General features: G+C 62.3%; 19 protein-coding genes and 1 riboswitch. Of the genes, 12 read left to right on the top strand and 7 right to left on the bottom strand.

The genetic code is table 11. From position 1 onward, the window contains the following. Positions 1 to 36: 36 nt before the first annotated feature. The gene (locus ABXR19_RS17410) at positions 37 to 1,920 is read right to left on the bottom strand and encodes a GDSL-type esterase/lipase family protein (protein WP_354602426.1); all 1,884 of its coding nucleotides are present in this window, start codon (positions 1,918 to 1,920) and stop codon (positions 37 to 39) included. 313 nt (positions 1,921 to 2,233) lie between these two features. Here ABXR19_RS17410 and ABXR19_RS17405 point away from each other — a divergent pair, with 313 nt between their 5' ends. From ABXR19_RS17405 to ABXR19_RS17385, 5 genes are all read left to right on the top strand, one after another. Further along, on the top strand, positions 2,234 to 3,163 hold the full coding sequence (locus ABXR19_RS17405; RefSeq protein WP_354602425.1) for a ZIP family metal transporter: 930 nt from the start codon (positions 2,234 to 2,236) through the stop codon (positions 3,161 to 3,163). 289 nt (positions 3,164 to 3,452) lie between these two features. Beyond that, a complete protein-coding gene (locus ABXR19_RS17400; protein WP_354602424.1) occupies positions 3,453 to 3,893 on the top strand; it encodes a Fur family transcriptional regulator in 441 nt (146 codons plus the stop codon). Next, positions 3,890 to 4,681: a ZIP family metal transporter gene (locus tag ABXR19_RS17395; protein ID WP_354602423.1), complete on the top strand. Its 792-nt coding sequence runs from the start codon at positions 3,890 to 3,892 to the stop codon at positions 4,679 to 4,681. Before ABXR19_RS17400 ends, ABXR19_RS17395 begins: the two co-directional genes overlap by 4 nt. Then, positions 4,671 to 5,720, top strand: coding sequence for a CobW family GTP-binding protein (locus tag ABXR19_RS17390; RefSeq protein ID WP_354602422.1), 1,050 nt, complete (start codon positions 4,671 to 4,673; stop codon positions 5,718 to 5,720). The genes ABXR19_RS17395 and ABXR19_RS17390 overlap by 11 nt, the downstream gene beginning before the upstream one ends. A gap of 375 nt (positions 5,721 to 6,095) precedes the next feature. After that, positions 6,096 to 7,688, top strand: coding sequence for a cyclic-di-GMP receptor FimW-related protein (locus ABXR19_RS17385; protein WP_354602421.1), 1,593 nt, complete (start codon positions 6,096 to 6,098; stop codon positions 7,686 to 7,688). Here the strand turns inward: ABXR19_RS17385 and phoR are convergent. Further along, positions 7,639 to 8,946 carry a phosphate regulon sensor histidine kinase PhoR gene (gene phoR, locus ABXR19_RS17380; protein ID WP_354602452.1) on the bottom strand — a complete coding sequence of 436 codons (1,308 nt, stop codon included), beginning with the start codon at positions 8,944 to 8,946 and terminating at the stop codon, positions 7,639 to 7,641. The two genes, ABXR19_RS17385 and phoR, sit on opposite strands and share 50 nt — an antisense overlap. A 40-nt stretch (positions 8,947 to 8,986) precedes the next feature. Next, positions 8,987 to 9,694: a phosphate regulon transcriptional regulator PhoB gene (phoB, locus tag ABXR19_RS17375; protein WP_354602420.1), complete on the bottom strand. Its 708-nt coding sequence runs from the start codon at positions 9,692 to 9,694 to the stop codon at positions 8,987 to 8,989. 432 nt (positions 9,695 to 10,126) lie between these two features. Between phoB and ABXR19_RS17370 the strand changes: the two genes are divergently transcribed. From ABXR19_RS17370 to ABXR19_RS17345, 6 genes are all read left to right on the top strand, one after another. Beyond that, positions 10,127 to 10,561, top strand: coding sequence for a gamma-butyrobetaine hydroxylase family protein (locus ABXR19_RS17370; protein ID WP_354602419.1), 435 nt, complete (start codon positions 10,127 to 10,129; stop codon positions 10,559 to 10,561). A gap of 10 nt (positions 10,562 to 10,571) precedes the next feature. Continuing rightward, positions 10,572 to 11,309, top strand: a complete 738-nt coding sequence (gene ubiE, locus ABXR19_RS17365; protein ID WP_354602418.1) for a bifunctional demethylmenaquinone methyltransferase/2-methoxy-6-polyprenyl-1,4-benzoquinol methylase UbiE — start codon at positions 10,572 to 10,574, stop codon at positions 11,307 to 11,309. Between the two features lie 286 nt (positions 11,310 to 11,595). Then, positions 11,596 to 12,444 (top strand): Tim44 domain-containing protein, encoded by an 849-nt coding sequence (locus ABXR19_RS17360; protein WP_354602417.1) that lies wholly within the window; start codon positions 11,596 to 11,598, stop codon positions 12,442 to 12,444. A 228-nt stretch (positions 12,445 to 12,672) separates the two neighbouring features. Then, positions 12,673 to 13,257, top strand: coding sequence for a ubiquinone biosynthesis accessory factor UbiJ (locus ABXR19_RS17355; protein WP_354602416.1), 585 nt, complete (start codon positions 12,673 to 12,675; stop codon positions 13,255 to 13,257). An 83-nt stretch (positions 13,258 to 13,340) separates the two neighbouring features. Further along, positions 13,341 to 13,540: riboswitch (cobalamin riboswitch) on the top strand. Positions 13,541 to 13,657: 117 nt separating this feature from the next. Next, a complete protein-coding gene (locus ABXR19_RS17350; protein ID WP_354602415.1) occupies positions 13,658 to 16,450 on the top strand; it encodes a ribonucleoside-diphosphate reductase subunit alpha in 2,793 nt (930 codons plus the stop codon). Continuing rightward, entirely contained in the window at positions 16,447 to 17,670 is a 1,224-nt protein-coding gene (locus ABXR19_RS17345; RefSeq protein WP_354602414.1) for a ribonucleotide-diphosphate reductase subunit beta, read from the top strand. The genes ABXR19_RS17350 and ABXR19_RS17345 overlap by 4 nt, the downstream gene beginning before the upstream one ends. A 133-nt stretch (positions 17,671 to 17,803) precedes the next feature. On the opposite strand, the gene ABXR19_RS17340 is transcribed toward ABXR19_RS17345, so the two are convergent. After that, positions 17,804 to 18,145, bottom strand: coding sequence for a hypothetical protein (locus tag ABXR19_RS17340; protein WP_354602413.1), 342 nt, complete (start codon positions 18,143 to 18,145; stop codon positions 17,804 to 17,806). Here ABXR19_RS17340 and ABXR19_RS17335 point away from each other — a divergent pair. Then, positions 18,144 to 18,449, top strand: coding sequence for a hypothetical protein (locus tag ABXR19_RS17335; RefSeq protein ID WP_354602412.1), 306 nt, complete (start codon positions 18,144 to 18,146; stop codon positions 18,447 to 18,449). The genes ABXR19_RS17340 and ABXR19_RS17335 overlap by 2 nt on opposite strands. Positions 18,450 to 18,455: 6 nt before the next feature. On the opposite strand, the gene ABXR19_RS17330 is transcribed toward ABXR19_RS17335, so the two are convergent. The 3 genes from ABXR19_RS17330 to ABXR19_RS17320 all read right to left on the bottom strand — a co-directional run bounded on the left by ABXR19_RS17330 (position 18,456) and on the right by ABXR19_RS17320 (position 21,049). After that, positions 18,456 to 19,250, bottom strand: coding sequence for a substrate-binding periplasmic protein (locus ABXR19_RS17330; protein ID WP_354602411.1), 795 nt, complete (start codon positions 19,248 to 19,250; stop codon positions 18,456 to 18,458). Between the two features lie 255 nt (positions 19,251 to 19,505). Then, entirely contained in the window at positions 19,506 to 20,150 is a 645-nt protein-coding gene (leuE, locus tag ABXR19_RS17325) for a leucine efflux protein LeuE (protein ID WP_354602410.1), read from the bottom strand. Between the two features lie 287 nt (positions 20,151 to 20,437). Then, positions 20,438 to 21,049, bottom strand: a complete 612-nt coding sequence (locus ABXR19_RS17320; RefSeq protein WP_354602409.1) for a glutathione S-transferase family protein — start codon at positions 21,047 to 21,049, stop codon at positions 20,438 to 20,440. Between the last annotated feature and the right edge of the window lie 408 nt (positions 21,050 to 21,457).

Here is a 21,457-nt window from a genome sequence, read left to right as displayed (position 1 = left end):
ACTTGCGTTCTGGCCTTGCTAGCGCAGCAACAGCGCTTACTGGCCGATGCCGCCGACCGTCACGTTGTAGAGGGCAATGCCTTTGGTCGCGCCTGTAGCGGTTTTCTGCCATGGGAATACCCGCACGTAGATCGTCGCGCCTGCCGCCAGCGGAATAGACGCTACGCTGTACTTGGCCTGGGTCAGGATTTCCTTCGCGGAGGTCAGCGGCGTCGTAGCATTGAGCGTCACCGGACTGCTGAAATCCGCGTTCAACGAGTAGGCCATATCCGCGCGCAGGTTTGAGCCGCCGTACGAAGCAAAGTACATCGAGAAGCTGGTGATGTTCAACGCTGCGGTGGGCGTGGTGGTGAATTCCACATATTTGGCCGGATCATTGGCAATCCAGGTATCCACGATGTAGCGCTGTACCGCAACGCTTTGGCCATTCACTGCCCAGGCGACCGCGTCAGGCGCCGTCGCAGCGGTCAGGCCAACAGCGTTGGCAGCCGAACCATTCAGGCGGCCAGTGACGATTGCACTCGTGCCCGAACCTGCCGCGAACCAATTGGCATAGTCAGTGATGGCGGCCGTGCCGTTGCCGGTGACCGTTACGCTGGCCACAGCACTGCCAGCCAAAGCCACGTTGAAAGCGCCGCTGTATGTCTGCTCGGCCGTTGGCGCAAAGCGGGCATAGAGCACCTTGGTCACCGCGCCGCCGGTATAGGCAACATCCAGGGATTGGCTCCAGGTGGCGTTATCCGTTGAAATTTGGAAATTGGCCGGGGCGCTTACATTCAGGTTGCCAATGGCCGGGCTGAGGTCGAAAGCGGCAATGGCGGTCGTCTTGCTGCTGCTCGCGCCCACGGTCACTGGGCCAAACGCTACGGGATAAGCGTCGGCAAGCGTGCTCGGCGCCGCAATCATGTAGCTGCTGAGGGCGCCGAGGCGGCTGTCAGCCTTCATGCCATCGCTGGCTTTCTTGGCAATCAGTGCTGCAAACATGATCTGCGGGTGGGTGGAATCACCTGCGACATACAAGGATGCGGCGGCGGCATCGCTACCGAAAATTTCGACGAGAGCCTTGGTTTCGGCGGTGATATCAATCAGTGGCACGTCATACTTGGTGGCCACGGATTTCATTGCTGCGGGGTAATTTCCACGGGGATTCGCTTCCGCGCCTTTCTTGGTGGCGCTGTAGTCGTGCGCCCCGGCGATGGTAATTGCACCACTTGCCATCTCGCGACGCACCATCGGTGTCATCAGGATCGGGGTGGCACCCTTGGCGCGCACTTCAGCGACATAACGTTTGAGGAACTGATAGTAGGAGTGTTCGTCCTTGGCCGCCGCCGTGTCGACCACATCGCTACCGCCCGTGCAGGCTTCGCCATCGGTGATTGCCGGGTCACTACAGACGGCATAAGTACCGTACTTGGAGTAAGGGCCGGTTGAAGTGTCCGCGCTGGGTGTCGTCGCATCGTCAGGACCATATTTCTGATCGTTGTGACCGAACTGAATGATCACGTAATCGCCCGGCAGGATCGCTGCCTTGGCCGTTGGCCACATCGCGGATTCGTAATAAAAGCTGCGCGAGCTGCGGCCGCCTGCGGCCCAGTTCTTGATCGTGACATTGCTGTTGAAGTGCAGCCCGATGCGTTCGCCCCAACCCATCTGCGGGCGACGGTCTGCGGCATAGGTCGTCATGGTTGAATCACCCACCATGTGGATGGTGACGGCTGCCGTGCCGCCGCTCGAACTGGAGCTGCTCGAACTCGAACTGCTTGAACCCGAGCTGCTTGAACTGCTGGAACTTGAGCTACTGCTGCTTGAACTGACGCCCGTCGCGCCGGAGCTGTCGCTCGACCCACCTCCGCCGCCGCCACAGGCGACCAGCAACGCCGACAGCAGGGCTGCCGACAGCAAGGCTGTAAATTTTTTCATTTTTTGCTCCTCGATATTATTACCCACCCACACACAACGCATGGTGACCGGTAACACGTTAGGGAGAAGCACTGCGCCACGCTTGATCGGAATTGCTGTTTTTGATGAATGTGTGCGGTATTCGTGGATTTGAAACATATTCAGGCGATGCCCGGGAAGTCGCGTGCAGCAAGGCTGTCAGGGCCGGCAGGCTGGAGAGGAAGGCGGGGTGCGGCTGTACAGGCAGGGCAATAGGCAATCAATGATCACGATAGCCCCGCTCTGTGGCATTTCAGGCCAGAATCTGCCTCATCCGATCACGAGAGTTTTTGCCATGAATCAGGTCAGCACCGCAAACCCCAGCATTCTCGACGCCTGGATCGCTCAGGCGCGCCTGCATCCTCTGGCCGCAAGCGGCCTCGGGCTGTCGCTGCTGGCTTTGCTGACCCTGTTGCTGCAAAGCCTTGCCAGCCTTGCGGCCGGCGGAGTCAGCAGCGGCCTGACTCACGGCCTGCTGGCCGGTGCGGCCGGGTTTGGCGCCACGGCGCTGGGCGCATCGGCCGGAATCGTGCTGCGCAATGTCGGGCAGAAAGCCGAAGACAGCATGCTCGGCTTTGCCGCCGGGATGATGCTGGCGGCCAGCTCTTTCTCGCTGATCCTGCCGGGCATTGAAGCGGCCAAAGGCCTGACCGGCAGCGGCCTGCTCGGTGCGCTGACAGTGGTGTTGGGTCTGGCGCTGGGCGTGATGCTGATGCTGGGCATGGATCAGTTCGTGCCGCACACCCACGAGAGTTGTGGCGACTGCGGCCCGGGCGCCGAGCGGCTCAACCGGGTGTGGCTGTTCGTGCTGGCGATCACCCTGCACAACCTGCCCGAGGGCATGGCCATGGGGGTGAGTTTTGCGCAGGGCGATCTGGCGGTCGGCCTGCCACTGGCCACGGCCATTGCGATCCAGGACATCCCGGAAGGTCTGGCGGTGGTGATGGCGCTGCGCGCGACAGGCATGCGCAATCTGCAGGCGGTGCTGCTGGCGGCCGCGTCGGGTTTGATGGAGCCACTGGGCGCGCTGCTGGGCCTCGGTCTGGCGGGCGGGTTCGCGCTGGCGTATCCGATCGGTCTGGGTCTGGCCGCTGGCGCGATGATCTTCGTGGTCTCGCACGAGGTGATTCCGGAAACCCATCGCAACGGTCACCAGACCCCGGCCACGCTGGGCCTGATGGCCGGTTTCGCGCTGATGATGGTGCTGGACACGGCGCTGGGCTGATATCGCCTGCAGCGATGTGCTGAGCAATGAGTGCTGAGGACTGAGTGGGCATGCTTGAAGAGGCGCTCCCGCCAAGGCTCTTCGGGCAGGCATGCCGAAGAACTAGTGCCCGCCGGGCTCTGCAAGCATGCCCTCGACTTGATCAGGGCGGCGGAAACCGCTCATTGCCCCACTCCTGCCCGAACCCGGGTTTACTCAGCACTCAGTCCTCGTTACTCAGCACTCTGCCGCAGGCAGCCCACGTGCAACCAAGTTGCAACAGGCGGGCGCTTATGTTCCAATCCGTGCCATGCCTGCCGCGCAAACCAACACTTCTCCCCAGATTGAACGCATTCACGCCCTCGGCGCGCGTGCCACGCCGGCGCGCATTGCCGTTCTGCGCCTGCTTGAAAGTGCGGAACAGGCGCTGAGTCATCGCGAAATCGAGGAGGCGCTGGCAACCGGTTTTGACCGCGTGACTCTGTATCGGGTGCTGGACTGGCTGGTCGAAACAGGCCTGGGCCACCGCGTCACCGATACGGATCGCGTCTTTCGTTTCAGTCTGACCTCGCCCGCCAACGCGGCGCACAAGGAGCACGCGCACTTTCGCTGCGAGGGCTGCGGCAAGGTGTTCTGTCTGGCCGATATTCCGGTGCCCGCGCCGACCCTGCCCGCCGGCTTTTCCGGCAAGACCGTCGAATACTGCATTACCGGGCAATGTGCCCGCTGTGACGACAAGGATCACTCATGACATTGTTTTATATCCTGCTGGCCACGCTGGCCGGTGGCATCCTCAGTTTGCTGGCGGCCGCGCTGCTGATCGCCGGCTTCCCGCAGCGCTGGCTGCCGCGTCTGGTGGGTTTTGCCACCGGCGTGCTGTTGGCCGTGGCCTTGCTTGATGTGCTGCCAGAGGCCTTCGAATCCGGCGTCGAGGCGCACACCCTGTTCGCCACGCTGCTCGCCGGTTTGCTCGGTTTCTACGGACTGGAGCGCATCGCCCTGTGGCGGCACGCCCACGTCGACGAAGAGGGGCACGATCATCATTGCCCGAGCGGCGGTCATCACCATCATCACGCTGGCGGCATTGATCGCCACACCGTGGTGTCGGTGCTGGTGGGTGACAGCTTTCACAATTTCGTCGATGGTGTGCTGATCGCCGCAGCCTTCATGGTCAGCCCGACGCTGGGCTGGAGCACCACCTTTGCGGTAGTGACGCACGAGGTGCCACAAGAGGCAGGCGATTTCGCCATCCTGCGCGCGGCAGGCATGTCGACAAAACGGGCGCTGCTGTTCAACGGCATCTCCAGCCTCACCGCGATTGCCGGTGGCCTGCTCGGCTATTTCGCTCTGAGCCAGATGCAGAGCCTGCTGCCCTACATCCTGACCATCGCGGCGGCGAGCTTTCTGTACATCGCCATCTGCGACCTGCTGCCGATGCTGCGCCGCGAAGGCCATCGTCATACGTCGATGTGGCAGACCGGCGCCATGCTCGCCGGCATTGCGGTGATCGCCATCAGCACGCTGGGCCATGGACATTGATCGGCGCATTCCGGTCACCCTGCTGACCGGTTTTCTGGGCAGTGGCAAGACCACCCTGCTCAACGTCATCCTGCGCGACCCGTCCATGGCCGGCGCTGCGGTGCTGATCAACGAGGTCGGCGCAGTCGGGCTGGACCATCTGCTGGTTGAACAGGTGTCGGAAGACATCACCCTGCTCGAGTCTGGCTGCCTGTGCTGCACCGTGCGCGGCGATCTGTCACGCAGCCTGCGCGATCTGTTCATGCGCCGCCTGCGTCGCGAGATCGGTGCGCTGGACCGCGTGGTGATCGAAACCACCGGACTGGCCGATCCGGCGCCGGTGATCCATACCCTGCTCAAGGATTTCTTCCTCGCCGAGCGTTTCCGCCTCGAAGGCGTGGTCAGCACTGTCGACGTGCGCCATGTGCACTGGCAACTGGCTCAGCACCCGGAAGCCGTGAAACAGGTGGCGATGGCCGATCGCATCGTACTGACCAAGTGCGATCTGGCCGACAGCCTGATGATTGCCGAGGCCGAGGAGCGCGTGCAACTGCTGAACCCGGCCGCCGAGCTGTGGCAGGCCGAAACCGGGAAATTGCCGCCGGGCCTGCTCAGCGGAATGAGTCTGTACGCGCCCGAAGGCAAGACGCCAGACGTAGCGCGCTGGCTGGGTGAAGCCGCAATTCGCGAACAGCTGCGCCTGCAAGCCCGCCACAGCGTGTTCGGCGCCGCGCCCGAACCCCTGCACAACGCCAGCGTCAGCACCTACGTGCTGCATTTCGATGCGCCCTTCGCCTGGGGTGATTTCAGTCGTGCGCTGGACACCCTGCAATCGGTCGTCGGCGCGCAGATCTTGCGCATCAAGGGTCTCGTCGCGGTGCAGGGCGAAGCGGCGCCACGAGTGATCCACGCCGTGCAGCACGAACGCTATCCGGACACCTGGCTGGCCGCCTGGCCAGACGAAGACCATCGCAGCCGGCTGGTCTTCATCGTTAACGATCTGCCGCGCAGCGTACTCGACAAGGCCTTCAGCGCCTTTTGCGGCGCCACCCCTCTGTAGAGCCGCGCGCAGCCTGCTTCTGCAGCCTGCCAGTCCGCTCAGGCAAGCGGGTAGCGGCTCTCTGTAACGCCGACTTCCTCAGCTCTTACTCCTGACTGTGAACTAATTCACAGCCTCACTCCGCTTTTCGGGGGCATGATGAGTCACATGGCAGGACAGGCCTGCGTTTGCGCGCCCTTACGGGCAGCAGAGCGCGGCTTCATTTATCCAGGCGCTGGCCGTCAACCATACTGAACAATCATTCTGTCCAAGGCGCCCGGTTCGGCGCACGGCAGGCAAACATCGCATATTTTTCAGGATGGGCAGCATATGAACTTCATGCCCTTGAAGGCTCACAGTAGCGTGGATTTCAACCATCCTGCACAGTGTCACGCAATGCTTCAGAGTATCAGCGTGACGGATCTGGAGGAATCCGGCCGTACGCTGGCTTGCTTGCTCGAAGGCATGGCCGTAGCCTCGCCGCCTCCGCAAGGGCAGCTTCAGGTGCTGGAAGAAGCGCGTCCAACTCTCGATTACGTGCTTGGCGAGGTTGCGAAACGCTATGCTTCACGTCCGTTGCCCCCCTCCGGCGTCGAGGAGGAAACCCTGCGTCAGGTGGTGCGCTTGTGGTCGCTGATGGCCACCAATTACGGCTTTGTCGCGCAACGCTACGCGCTCGAAGGCGGTGATGGGCTCAACGAGCACCGCAGCCTGCTGCTGCAGCGCCGCCTGCGTTATCACACCCTGGCGATGACGGAATATTTTCGGGCCCGTCAGGAAATGCCCGAAAACCTGTGGCTGGATCTGCACAAACTCTATTTGTCGGCCGAACGCGCCGGCGTGGCGCAGACGCGCGTGCCGGATGCGCTGAACGAAACATGGGGCGCGCAGAGTCCGCTGGAATGCTACGTCGCCATGCTCCTGACCGATGCGGCCAGCCCCTACAGCCGCACCCCGCGCGAATTCATCTGGGTGGTGCGCTGGGCTCAACGCTTCGCGCCCTACTGCACGCTGCAGGAAGGCGCGGTGCGCGAAAGCGTCAATCTGTATCTGCTCGAATCCGACGCCGATCACGGCCTGCGTCCGGCAGTCTCCGTGCCACCCGGCGCAACGGTGCGCAGTCTGGATACCAGTAAACTCGCCAGCCATATCCAGGCCGTCGTCGCTCAGCTTAAAACCGGCGTCAGCGCGGCCTCGCTGGGCTTGGGTGAGGACTGCGTGCAGCCGGCCTGCGCGCGTCTGTTGGTCTCGCTATACCGCCCCTGGGGTCTGGCTTCATCGGGACGCAAGTTCCCGCGCCGGCTGATTCACGGTCAGGTGCAGGTGTGCACCGATCCGGTTGCGGTGGCCTATTTTCTGACCGGCAAGAAGTTCGAGCAGCCGGAAGACCAGCAGATCCACTACAACGATTTCACCCGCACTGAAGCCATGCTCACGCTGGGCGAGCGGGCAGAGGAGTCCGACCCCTCCGATGAGCAGCTGGAGGCGCGTGCGCTGGCCCTGGGATATATCCAGGAGTCCTGGGGTGTACTGGATCAGTCTGTGGCCGGTTTCCGCCTGATGCGCCAGGAGGGCGAGTCACGCATAGATCACCGCCAGCTCATTGGGGTGCGCCCGCACCCCAATGAACGCATGCTGCTGGCGGAAATCAGCTGGCTGCAATTTCAACAGGATGGCTGTCTGTGCGCGGGCATTTCGCTGATGCCCGGCCCGCCGATTGTGCTGCCGGTGCGCCTGATCGTGCCGGAGCGTTCCAATGTGCGCGAGCGTTTCCGTCTGGGTTTCCTGATTCCGGGCGTGCCGTCCCTGAAAACCGAACCGAGTCTGATCATCCCGGCCGGCTGGTATGTATCGGGTCGCCAGCTGGAAGTGCAGGGCGAAAGCCTGTGGAAGGCGCGCATGACGCACCTGCTGACACGCGGCGCGAATTTCGACCGGATCAGCTTTGCGCGCGAAGAAGCAATCGCTTCGCCGAAAATCGTGCGGTAAAACAGCTCCCTTTGCCGGGTTCGCTGCGCACATCCAGATGCGCCTGATGACGCGTCAGGATGTGCTTGACGATGGCCAGGCCGAGGCCCGTGCCGCCGGTCTCGCGCGAGCGGCCACGATCCACTCGATAGAAACGCTCGGTCAGGCGCCCGATATGCTCGGCGCCGATGCCGATGCCGCTGTCTTCTACTGCGAATTCAGCTCCGCCATCTTCCTTCACACCCCAGCGCAAGTGAATGTTGCCGCCCTCGGGCGTGTAGCGCACGGCATTGCTGGCCAGATTCGAGAAGGCACTGTGCAACTCCTTCTGGCTGCCCAACAGGCTGGCCGGCGTACCGGGATCCAGGCTGATCTGATGCCGCCCACCGGATAACACCTGCGCTTCGTGCAACACCGTGCCCAGCAGCGCCTGTACATTGACCGGCTCATCCTCGTCCGGCTCCGATCCGGCTTGCAGCGCCGACAGGGTCAGCAGATCCTCGATCAGATGCTGCATGCGTAATGACTGATCCAGCGCCATGCCCAGATAGCGCTGCCGATCCGCCGGTCCGATCTCGTCACCGGCGTCCAGTAAAGTTTCAACGAAGCCGTTCACCACGGTGAGCGGCGTTTTCAGTTCGTGCGATACATTCGCCACGAAGTCGCGGCGCATCGCATCCAGCCGCTCCAGCTGGGTGATATCACGTGCCAGCAGCATTTCCAGATCTTCGCCAAAGGGCACGCGCTGGATCGCCAGGCTCAAGCCATCCTGACGCTGGCTGTGCAGAATCAGGGGCTCGGGCGCAAGGTCGCCATCGCGCTCTTTCATGAAACGCACGAAGTCCGGCTCGCGCACCAGGGTCGTGATTGCCCGGCCCAGATCGCGCTCCGGATTCAGACCGAAATACTCGGCTGCTGCCGCATTCATCCACTCGATGGTGTGGTGACGCGAGAGGTAAATCACGCCATCCGGCATGGCCTGACTGGCTTCGCGAAAGCGCGCCAGGCTGCGTGCCAACTGCTCGCGCTGCTCCAGCGCCACGCGCGAGCGTCGGCTGAGGTTGGCGAAAATGTAATCCCATACGCCGGTCGACACTGGCACCGGCGTGCCCAGTGGTTGCTGCGCCCAGCGCACCACCCTGACCATGTTGCGCAGATAATGCAGCGCCAGGCCGAAGAGCAATACGCACAGCACGGCCAGGCCCGTCTCCAGATCGAAGACCGCCCAACACAGCCCGGCAATGCACAGCAGGGTCAGCAGCGTGGCCGCGGAGGCCAGCCAGATATAACGACTCGAAAGAATTTAGCCTGCTCCCGATTCAGTTAGCTGCGGCGGCTTCGATCTCGGTCGAGAAACGATAACCGCTGCCGCGCACCGTTTGCACCAGACGATCATGCAGACTCGGCTCCAGCGCGCTGCGCAGGCGGCGGATGTGCACATCCACGGTGCGCTCTTCCACGAAAACGTGATCGCCCCACACCTGATCCAGCAGCTGCGAACGTGAGTGTACCCGTTCGGCATGGGTCATCAGAAAATGCAGCAAACGAAATTCTGTCGGCCCCAAGGTCACGGCCTCGCCGCCCGCGCTGACGCGGTGCGTCGCCGGGTCGAGACGCAGTCCGCCCATTTCCACCGCATCCTCGGTCGCCTGTGGCGCGCGCCGGCGCAGCACCGCCTTGATGCGCGCCACCAGCTCGCGCGGCGAGAAAGGCTTGGTGATGTAATCATCGGCACCGGTTTCCAGACCCAGCACCTTGTCCTGTTCCTCGCTGCGCGCGGTCAGCATGATGATCGGGATGCCACGGGTGCGCTCATCGGCGCGCAAACGCCGGGCGAACTCCACGCCCGACATGCCGGGCAGCATCCAGTCCAGCAAAATCAGATCCGGCAAAGCCTCGCGCACGATGCGCTGGCCTGTTTCGGCATCCGCCGCCCGCATCACCATATGTCCGGCGCGCGTCAGATTTGCAGCGATCAACTCCTGGATCGCCGGCTCGTCTTCCACCAGCAGAATGTTTGCAGCCATTTGAATCACCTATATCGGTCAGTGGAGCACAGTCTATTGCCGAAGCGTGACGATTTTGTGACAGGTAACTATTGTGCAATACATCGAAGGGCGAAGTACTGAGCAATGAGGACTGAGTACGTGCGTCCCGAGAGCCGCGCCTGTCAGGCCTTTCCAACACCCCTACCCACAAAAGCAATACGGGCGTGGTTCTGCAAGCATGCCCGTAGGAGCTAGCGCAGCTGGCGATCCACGCGTCCAATCGCCAGCTGCGCTAGCTCCTACGTCACCCTCCCCAAGAGCCGCACCCGCATTACCTCTTCAGCATGCCTGTCCGCAGAAGCAATACGGGCGCGGCTCTACAAGCCGCCCCACTCAGCACTCAGAACTCGGTACTCAGAACTGCTTTTCAAGGATAATCGCGCTTCCCCCAACGCATCCTTCGCACCCACCATGGCTGGCCTGAACCCCGATACGCCGATTCCCACCGCGATCACCTTGCACCAGCGGGCGCGCACGCTTGAAATCAGCTTTGAAGATGGCGTCACGGCAAACCTCAGCCACGAGCTGCTACGCGTGTATTCGCCATCCGCCGAGGTGCGCGGGCATGGCCGCGGCCAGGAAGTGCTGCAATTCGGCAAACAGGATGTCGAGCTGCGCGAGATCGAACCGGTCGGCAATTACGCGGTCAAGTTGATCTTCTCCGACGGTCACGACAGCGGCCTGTATTCCTGGGATTACCTGTATCAGCTGGCGTGCGAACACGAAAGCCTGTGGGGCGAATACCTGCGTCGCCTGCAGGATGCCGGCGCCAGTCGCGATCCGGCCGCGCCGATTCCCGAAGCCCTGCGTCCCAAGCCTGCCGCCAAAGCCTGCGGCAATCACTGAAAGTCCGGACATGAACGACAAAATCACCCACTTCGGCTTCGAACAGGTTGCCGAAGATGAAAAAGCCAGCCGCGTGCGCGGCGTCTTTTCTTCCGTCGCGCAGAAGTACGACGTGATGAACGATTTGATGTCCGCCGGCATGCACCGCCTGTGGAAAGCCTTCACCATCGAGCTGGCGAATGTGCGCCCGGGCGAGCGCGTGCTGGACGTGGCTGGCGGCACCGCCGACCTGTCGCTGGCCTTCGCCAAACGCGCCGGCAAGACCGGTCAGGTCTGGCTCACCGACATCAATCACGCCATGCTCAGCGTCGGCCGTGATCGCACCATCGACAAGGGTTTCCTGCTGCCGGTGGCGCAGTGCGATGCCGAAAAACTGCCTTTCCCGGACAACCATTTCGATCTGGTCACCGTCGCCTTCGGCCTGCGCAACATGACCCACAAGGACGTTGCGCTGGCCGAGATGCGCCGCGTCCTCAAGCCCGGTGGCCGCCTGATGGTGCTGGAGTTCTCGCACATCTGGAAACCACTGTCCAAGGCCTACGACGTGTACTCCTTCAAGGTCCTGCCCTGGCTGGGCAAGAAGATCGCCAATGATGCGGCCAGCTATCAGTATCTGGCCGAATCGATCCGCATGCACCCCGATCAGCCGACCCTGGCTGGCATGCTGGAGACCGCCGGCCTCAAGCGCGTGGAATTTTTCAATCTGGCGGCAGGCGCGGTTGCGCTGCATCGCGGCTACAAGCTCTGAGCTTGTCGAGCGGCCTGACGCAGCCCGGTTTTGTGGCCCGGCACAGATCGTTCCCACGCTCTGCTTGGGAACGTCGTTCTGGACGCTCCTGCGTCCGGTTTTGCGGGTGAGACGAGCGGTAAAACCCAGGCGCAGAGCGCCGATAGAGGCGTTCCCACGCGGAGCGCGGGAACGATCTACCGCTCGACCTGCATCGCCAAACATTTCATGCCGCCCTTGAAACCTTTCACGCCTAACACCATCTAATCCCCTGCCGCACATTTTGCGCGACTTGAGGAAACAAACCATGCTGAAAAAACTGCTCCTGGCCGTCGTTGTCCTGACCTCGACGCTGACCCTTACCATCAATGCCGCCGAAGCCGCGCGCATTGGCGGTGGCCGCTCCATCGGCAGCCAACGCTCCATCGCTCCGCGTCAGGCCACCCAGCCGCAGCAAGCTGCGCGCCCGGCTGCCGCCCCGAATACCCCCGCCGCCCCAGCCCAGAGCGGCTGGCGTAAATTTGCTGGCCCACTCGCCGGCATCGCCGCCGCAATCGGTCTGGCCTCTCTGCTCTCGCACTTCGGCATGGGCGGTGATTTCGCCGGCATCATGCTGCTGGTGATCGGCGGTCTGGTTGCCTTCATGCTGATCCGCAAATTCATGAGTCGAAACCAGACTGCAGAACCAGCATTGGCGGGCGTTCCCAATGCCTATGCCCGCGAAGCCGCGCCGCAAGCCGCTTTTGGCGGTGGTGCTTCGCAGAGCGACGCTGCCAGCCGCTTTCCAGCCGGCTTTGATGCAGAAACTTTTACGCGTCAGGCCAAGCTGAACTTCATCCGCCTGCAGGCCGCCAACGATGCCTGCAATCTGAGCGACATCCGCGATTTCACCTCGCCGGAAATGTTCGCCGAGATCAAGCTGGCCATTGACGAGCGTGGCGGCAAGACGCAGCGCACCGACGTGATCATGCTCGATGTCGATGTTGTGGAAGTTGTCGAGGAAAACGGCCAGTACATCGCCAGCGTGCACTGCTCCGGCAGCCTGCGCGAAGAAGAAGGCGCTGCCCCGCAGCCCTTCTCGGAACTGTGGCACCTCTCCAAGCCGGTCGACGGCAATCGCGGCTGGGTGCTGTCCGGCATTCAGCAGTACAACTGAACGGCTGGGTGTAAATTTTCGGCCAGATCCTTGTATCGTCGAAGCAAGGTTTTTGTTGGGCCGACTTCAGTCGGCCACCCACGCGTGGCGTGCGACTGAAGTCGCACCTACGAAGATAGATCGCACCATTGAGAATAACGCTCAGGCTCTGAACCTTCACTCACCCACAACAAGGCCGCCGGGCTAAAATCCGGCGGCCTTGTTGTTTCTCGATCACCCGGAGCCTTGATGTTCGCTGACCTGCCCCAGTTTTTCATCAACCGCCTGCTCGCCGCCGAAGCCTGGGCTGCCGAGTTGCTGCGCCCGCATGTCGGCCAGACCGCCCTGCTGGAGCTGGCCGGTGCGCGCCTGCGCTTCACCATCAGCGACGATCTGCGTCTCGTCAGCGCCAAAGACGACGACGCCACAGCAGTGACGATCCGGGTGCCGCCCGAAGCGCTCGCCAGCCTGCTCGACGGCCCGGAAAACCTCAGTCAGCACGCCCACATCGAGGGCAACGCGGCTTTCGCCGAGACCCTCGCCAAACTGCTCAAACACCTGCGCCCGGATCTGGCCGCCTGGCTTGCTCCGTATCTGGGTGATGTCGTCGCCAGCCGCATCGCCCAGGGCGCGCACACGCTCCACAGCAGCGCGCTGAATGCGGCGCAGAAAGTTGGCAACACCACCCTCAGCCTGATCCGCGACGAGGCACAGCTAATCGTCAGCAGCGCCGAACACGCAGCCTTCCAGCAGGAACTGGCCGACTTGAGCGCCGGCATCGAAGCCCTGCAGCAGCGCATCGGCAAGTTTTCCGGCACGGCGCCGAAATTCTGAAAACAACTAGATATAGTAGGAAAAAGCAAAACCACACCTATATACAGGTCTTGTTTTGCTTGTCAGCGCCAATTCCGCCGGGTTAAAGTTCGCCCCGTGACGGTTCCCCGCAAGGGATGAAAAGGGAATCCGGCAAGGCGCATGAAACGCCCCATCCGGAGCTGCCCCCGCAACTGAAGGCGATGAGTTGCCAGCACGCTGACCACTGGACGAAAGATCCGGGAAGGTCCGCTGGCAATGCTGATCCGCCAGCCAGGAGACCTGCCGTCGCACGAATATGTTCAGCCAGAGGCGGGGTGCCTTGGGCGGATCGCGGCAGCGCTTTCCCTGTGAATTGCGCCCCCGCGGGCCGGCCGGCGCGTCTCTCCTCACAACAAAAACCAACGAGAGAGAACCCGCCATGCTTGTCGACAGCCTTGTCACGCCCGCCGCGCCTTCCACACCGCAAACCGCCGATTTGGCCAACGCCTTCGAGGTGATCCGCCGCAACAGCGCCGTCGTGCGCTTCAGCCCGGACAAGATCGCCACCGCGCTGGGCAAGGCCTTCCTCGCCGTGGAAGGCAGTCAGGGCGCAGCCTCGGCGCGCCAGCGTGATCTGGTCGCACGCCTCACCGAGTCGGTGGTGCAGGCCTTCACACGGCGCCTGCCGGCCGGCGGCACCCTGCATATCGAAGACATCCAGGATCAGGTCGAGCTGGCCTTGATGCGCTCCGGCGAACACGATGTGGCCCGCGCCTATGTGCTGTACCGCGAAAAACGCAGCGCCGAACGTGCCGCCACTGCCCCGGAGGAAGCCGAAGCCGCGGCCGACGCACCGGTGATGCACGTGCTCGATGGCGAGCGCCGCCTGCCGCTGGACCGTGCCGCGCTGCTCGCCCAGTGCCGCGAAGCCTGCCTCGGCCTGACCGACGTGTCGGCCGACAGCGTGCTGGAACACGCCCTGCACAACCTCTACGACGGCGTGCCGATGGCCGCCGTGCGCCAGTCGCTGGTGCTCTCGGCGCGCACCCTGATCGAACGCGAACCGGACTACTCCAAGGTCGCCGCCCGCCTGCTGCAGCGCAGCCTGCGCCTCGAAGTGCTGGGCGAAGAGCTGGACCACGCCGACATGGCCACGCGCTACGCCGAGGCCTTTCCCAAGCTGATCAAGCGCGGCGTGGAAGCCGAGCTGCTCGATGCGCGCATGAAGGATTACGACTTGGAGAAGCTCGCCGCCGCACTCACCGCCGATCGCGACCTGCAGTTCGACTACCTCGGCCTGCAGACCCTCTACGACCGCTACTTCCTGCACATCGAAGACGTGCGCATCGAGCTGCCGCAGACCTTCTTCATGCGCGTGGCGATGGGCCTGGCGCTCAACGAGATCGACCGCGAAGACCGCGCCATCGAGTTCTACCATCTGCTCTCCAGCTTCGATTTCATGAGCAGCACGCCGACGCTGTTCAACAGCGGCACGCGCCACTCGCAGCTTTCCTCCTGCTACCTGACCACGGTGGAGGACGATCTGGAAGGCATCTACCAGGCCGTCAAGGAAAACGCCCTGCTGCAGAAGTATGCCGGAGGTCTTGGCAACGACTGGACCCCGGTGCGCTCGCTGGGCGCGCGCATCAAGGGCACCAATGGCAAAAGCCAGGGCGTGATTCCCTTCCTGAAGGTGGTGAACGACACCGCACTGGCCGTGAATCAGGGCGGCAAGCGCAAGGGCGCGGTGTGCGCCTATCTGGAAAGTTGGCACCTCGATATCGAAGAATTCCTTGAGCTGCGCAAGAACACCGGCGACGAGCGCCGCCGCACCCACGACATGAACACCGCCAACTGGATTCCGGACCTGTTCATGCGCCGCGTGATGGAAGGCGGCCAGTGGAGCCTGTTCTCGCCGAACGACACACCAGACCTGCACGAGAAATTCGGCAAGGCTTTCGAGACCGCCTACCTCGCCTACGAGGCCAAGGCCGATCGCGGCGAACTCAAGCTGCATAAGCGCATTCCCGCCGTACAACTGTGGCGCAAGATGCTGACCATGCTCTTTGAAACCGGCCATCCCTGGGTCACCTTCAAGGATGCCTGCAACCTGCGTTCGCCGCAACAGCATGCCGGTGTCGTGCATAGTTCCAATCTGTGTACCGAGATCACGCTGAATACGTCGGACACCGAGACCGCCGTGTGCAACCTCGGCTCGGTCAATCTGCCGGCGCACCTCGTACAGGTGGATGGCCAGTGGATCATTGATCAGGCCAAACTGGCGCGCACCATCCGCAGCGCCATGCGCATGCTGGATAACGTGGTCGACATCAATTTTTACGCCACTCCCAAGGCGCGCAATTCCAACCTGCGCCACCGTCCGGTGGGCCTGGGCATCATGGGTTATGGCGACTGCCTGCACCGCATGGGTCTGGCTTTCGCCTCAATGGACGCAGTGGAATTCGCCGACCGCTCGATGGAAGCCGTCTGCTATCAGGCTTATGCCGCCTCCAGCGCGCTGGCCGAAGAGCGCGGCGTGTATTCCAGCTACCGTGGCAGCCTGTGGGATCAGGGCATCCTGCCACTGGACTCGCTGCGCCTGCTCGAAGAAGCCCGTGGCGGCTATCTGGAAGTCGACCGCAGCAGCACGCTGGACTGGGACGCATTGAGAGCCCGCATCCAGCAGCACGGCATGCGCAATTCCAATTGCGTAGCCATCGCGCCGACCGCCACCATCTCCAACATCATCGGCGTGTCGGCCTGCATCGAGCCGGATTACCAGAACCTGTATGTGAAATCCAACCTCTCCGGCGAGTTCACCGTGGTCAATGCCGATCTGGTGAAGGATCTGAAAGCGCTGGGCCTGTGGGACGAAGTGATGATCGCCGACCTGAAGTATTTCGATGGCTCGCTGGCCGCCATCGACCGCATCCCGGCCGAGATCAATGCACGCTACGCCACCTCCTTCGAGATCGACCCGAGCTGGCTGATCGAAGCTGCCTCGCGCCGCCAGAAGTGGATCGATCAGGCGCAGTCGCTGAACCTCTTCCTTGCCGCGCCGTCCGGCAAGAAGCTGGATGAAGTCTACAAACTCGCTTGGGTACGCGGCCTGAAAACCACTTACTACCTGCGCACCCTGGGGGCCACTGCCATGGAAAAAACCAGCGCGCCGATTGAAGCCGCGCCCAAGTTCTGCTCCATCGACAATCCGGATTGCGAGTCTTGTCAATGAGCGCCAACCTCAACTTCGACGACTGGGACAGCCCGGCCACGCCTACCGCCACCTTGCCAGAGAACCGCTCTGCGCTTGCCTCTGCAGGCATCGGCAATGAAGAAGTCCGCGCCGCGCGGCTCGCCGAGCATGCCCTGCCAGCAAGTCCGTCCGGTGCGGCTCCTGCAAGCACGGCCTTTGCGACGACGCTCAGCGCCGCCACAGCCGGTGCCGCGCTGGCGCCGATCAATGCGCAGGACAAACGCATCGTCAACGGCAAGGCCGACATCAACCAGCTCGCCCCTTTCAAGTATCCCTGGGCCTGGGAATTCTTCCTCAACGCCAACAAGAACCACTGGACGCCGCTGGAAGTGTCGATGGCGCAGGACGTGCACGACTACCAGCACAAGCTCACGCCGGCCGAACGCCATGTGTTCGAAAACGTGCTGGCCTACCTGACCACCTCCGACATCCTCGCCATGCGCAACATCGGCCTGGCGGTGATGGAAAAGATGAGCGCGCCCGAACTGCAGATCTATCAGGCCCGCCAGGTCTATGAAGAAGCCCTGCACACCTGGACCTACCAGCACTGCATCGAAACCCTGGGCATCGACCAGCAGGAGATCTACAACCGCTACCGTGTCGTGCCGGCCATTCACGGCAAGATCGCGCTGGCGAACCGGCGCATGGAGCGCGTCATGCGTTCGGACTTCGACCTGCGCAATCGCGACAACCTGCACGAATTCGCGCTGTCCTACATGTTCTTCGCTGGCATTTTCGAAGGCTGCTGGTTCTACAACGGCTTCACGCCGATCTTCGCCCTGCAGCGCCGGGGGCTCATGAAAGGCACCGCCGAGCAGCTGCAATACATCATGCGCGACGAAGTGCTGCACTGCGCCTTCGGCATCCGCGTGGTGCGCGAACTGCTCAAGGAAGAAAACCTCACCCTCGACCCGGTACAGGTCAAACAGCTGTGGGAAGACGCCGAAGCCGCCGAATCTGAGTATGCGAAATACATTCTTCGCGAGCCGATTCTGGGCTACAACGCAGAGCTGCACTCAGCCCAGTTCCGCTTCGTCGCCAACCGCCGCGCACGCCAGCTGGGCCTGGCCGAGCCCTTTCCCGGCGCGGAGAACGTGCTGCCCTGGCTGGACGAGCAGGCCAACCTGCGCAAGGAGAAGAATTTTTTCGAAACCCGCGTGACGGAATATCAAACGGGTGGGGCGCTGAGCTGGGATTGAGTTGGGTTGTTTGGAATGACAAAGGCCTCGCATAACGCGAGGCCTTTTCGTAGGGTGGGTTCGGAGCGCAGCGACAACCCACTGTTGGCAATCGACGAGGCGTGGTGGCTTGCTTCGCAAACTCTCCCTGCGTTCACCGGTGCCGGGCACCTACCTCATGCTCGGGCACTTCGCGGATGCTCTCGCCTTCGATCACCATGTCATCGGAACTTTCAGCCGGTCTGCGCTGCGCAAAGGGCTCCTGCTGCATCGGCGGCCGCTCGCGCAGGGCACGACGCAGGGAGCGGGTCTTCCACCACAAATAGCCCAGAAAAACGGCGCCGCCGACCAGCAGCACGCCGAGCGCGACCACAGAGAACATCACGAAGGCCACGATGAGTAGCAGCGTGAACAGCCCGGCCACTACCCGAGTCAGGAAGCTGGACGGGGCGCGCGAGCGTGAAGACGCGATACGGATATAAAGGGGTGAAACCATGGTGGATGATCCTTGCCGCCAGCTTGGCTGGCCGCGTGCAGGGGAAAGAGAATTGTCAGAACGCGAATCCGCCAAAAGATTCCCCAGCCAGACGGCCGGGCAAGCACTCTTCACCCTGATATGGGGGAGGCTGGTGAAGTTTCAATGCGCTGCACTCATCGAAACCCTGCATTCTCTGGCGGCGATCGGGATCACTCGTCAGGCGCATGCCTTCAAGCTGCTGACCCCAGGCTCGCCAGCGCCAGCTTTCACGCCAAAGCTCAGGAATACTCCGGCCACGTTGGTCGCGCTGTCTGGGGACTGAACTCGTCTAGCGCAGGTAGCGATCAAAAATCCGGTCATAGCTACCGTCCTGCTGCATTGACTTCAGCGCCTTGTCGTAATCCGCCATCACCTGTCTGTAATCTCGCTTGCGGTTGAAGGCCAGGTAGCTTGGGATGGATTCGACTTCCGGTGACAGTTCCCGGATCTGGTCCTGTGCGCCCAGCGATTTCGCGGTAAACAGCACCACATGACGATAGGAAGGAATGACTTCCACACGCCCGGCCATGAGCATTCTGACCACACTTTCGGCTGAATTGGCATGATGCTGCTTGGCAAACACGTTTTTCTTCAAGGCCTCATCCAGACGCGGGCCGTAACTCGTCTGGTTAATGAAAGCGATGGATTGATGGGAAATTGAGGCAAAGTTTCCATCGAAGCGGATTGGGGCGTTTTTCAGGACAAAGAACGAAACCGTCTGGGTGATGATGGGTTGTGAGGTGTAATCAAGGAAGGCTTGGCGTTCCGGCGTCTTGAAAATGGAGAATATGCCGTCGACCTCGCCCTGACGCGCATCTTCGATACAGCGCGCCCAAGGTTCCAGTTTGATAGTGACCGTATATCCCGCGCGTAAAAAGGCCTCGCTGATAACGTCCACCAGCACACCGGTCAGCTGCCCATTGTCGAAATAGGCTGTCGGCATGCTGTTCGCGGCGACCAGAACCAGCTGGCCCTTTTTCCCCGCCTGAGCTGCCTCGGCAGCCAGGGGAAGCAACAAGGCCAGACATACGCTGAGCTTGCTCACTGCGTGCAAGACGTGAAGACAGGGAAAGTGCTTCCTCATTCAAGGCATCCTTTGCACACCAGCAATGCATACAAAACTCAATTCAGCGTAGCGGGAGTCGCTTGGCTTTACCACGTAAAACGCAGCGCGTTACCCCGCATTGAGTTGCCCTGATTGCCGTTGAAAGCCGGGTAGTTCTGGCATTCAAACGTTTCGCCGAGACGGCAAAGCCCTCGCTCTTTGCCCGTTATGACATATCCAATATGGTCGCCAATTTAAGTCGTGGCATGAACGATGGAAGGGTGTCGGCGCCACTCACCCCAAACTGGCCGTGGCCAGCTTCACGCCAAAGCCCAAGAACACTCCGCCCACGCTGGCCGTGCCCGCTGCGGCCAGACGCTGGCGGCGGCGGAACTGCGCCGCCAGATAGGCGCCGGCGAAGATCAGCGCCGACAGATACAGGGCGCTGAGCACCTGCACGATCACGCCCAGAATCAGGAAGGCCAGCGCCGGTTGCGCGGCCTGCGGATCGACGAACTGGATGAAGAAGGAGACGAAGAAAAGGATGGCCTTCGGGTTCATCAGGCTGATGAGCAGCGCGCGACGGAAGGGCTTTGAGGCCTCGGCCAGCGGCGCGCCGCAGCCGCCAGCTTGTCCGCGCCAGTTTGCCAGCGCCTGACGCAGCAGACTCAGCCCGACCCAGCCGAGGTAGGCGGCCCCCGCGTACTTCACGATCATGAACAGTGCCGGATGCGTTTTCAGCAGCGAGGCTGCGCCGGCCGCCGAGAGGATCATCAACACAGTGTCGCCCAGGAAGATCCCGCAGGCGCCGCGATAGCCCGCCGCCACGCCTTCGCGCGAGGCCACCGCCATGACGTACAGCGAATTCGGCCCCGGTAGCAGGATGATGAATAGTGCGCCGAGCGCGTAGGTCCAGATATCCGTCACTCCGTAGAACATGCCCGGGAACTCCTGCAGCTAACATGAAACCGGAAGTTTAGGCCTTTGCCGGCCTGGCGGCGTAATCACGCGGACGGACACTGGACGGGATGCTGACACCGCCATGTTTCACTCCGCCCGGGATTCAATCGGTGCAACGGAAAACCGCGCCTGCCTGAAGAGGTCCATCTGGCAGACTTCTTCAGGCAGGCCTTCGGGGCTGCGCCACGGGTTTCTTCACTATCCGCGCGGCACGGATGCTTTTCATCGCAGCCTGAAAAGCAGCGCGCTTGCCCCGCCTCAGACCCTCAGACCGCCAGAGCCTTCTGCGCGGCAGGCAAAGCGCGGACGCGTTCGCGCAGCGCGATGACTTTGGGATAGGCAGCAGGATCCACGCCGTCGCCTTCCAGCCATTGCGCTACGGTAAACAGATAGAAGTCGCTGATGCCCGGCTGGTCGCCGAAAACCCAGGCATCAGGTCGCAATTGCGCTTCGATCAGCGCAAAGCAGGCGCCCACGCTCTGCGGCACCTTGCGCTGCATTGCCTCAATGGCGGCCGGGTCGTCAGCCCAGCGGCTGCCGCGGAAACGGTGGGCATGGGCCACGTGCAAAGTCGAGCAGATATAGCTGTTGAAGGCTTGCACCTGGGCCAGTGCAAAGGGATCGGCCAGCGGCGCCAGTGCCGCAGCGGGATAGCTCTGCGCGATATAGAGCAGGATGGCCGGCGTCTCGGTGATCACGCCGCGCTCGCTTTTCAGGGCCGGTACGCGGCCATTGGGATTGAGCACCAGAAAGTCCGCACTGCGCTGCTCGTTGCGCGATAAATCAACTTTGTGAACCGTATAGTCGGCGCCCGCGTATTCAAGGGCGATCAGCGAAGCCAGCGAGCAGGTGCCGGGACAATGGAAGAGTGTTTGCATGGGGATTCCTCGTCAGCGGATGGCAGGACGGAACATCCTGACACGCAAGTCTGCGCGCGTCCAAACTTTCGTCGGCCTGACTCAACCGAGCCTCGTCGCCGGGAGTGCGGGGCCCTGACGGGACGAGCAGGCGGCGAAGGCCTCGGCCTGAGCATTGCCCCGCGCGCCATCGAAGCTCACGCGGACGCATGGTCGCCCGCAGCTGCAGCGCTGGCGGGCTGGAAGTGCATATCTAACTGCTAGCGCCGCTTACCCCGGCAGGCTGAAGAACCGCGTCTGGATTGGTTATTCGAGCAGGGTGCGTGGAGAGGCAGGATGGGAGGGGGTTTGTGTAGGGTAATGACATGGACGCCCCTACCTGCAACGGCATCGAAGTGCCAAAGTGGAGTTGTCGAAAAACCACTGAGC

Source organism: Uliginosibacterium flavum (assembly GCF_040566545.1).
GTDB classification, from domain to species: domain Bacteria; phylum Pseudomonadota; class Gammaproteobacteria; order Burkholderiales; family Rhodocyclaceae; genus Uliginosibacterium; species Uliginosibacterium flavum.
This window is presented reverse-complemented; position numbering and strand designations above follow the sequence as displayed.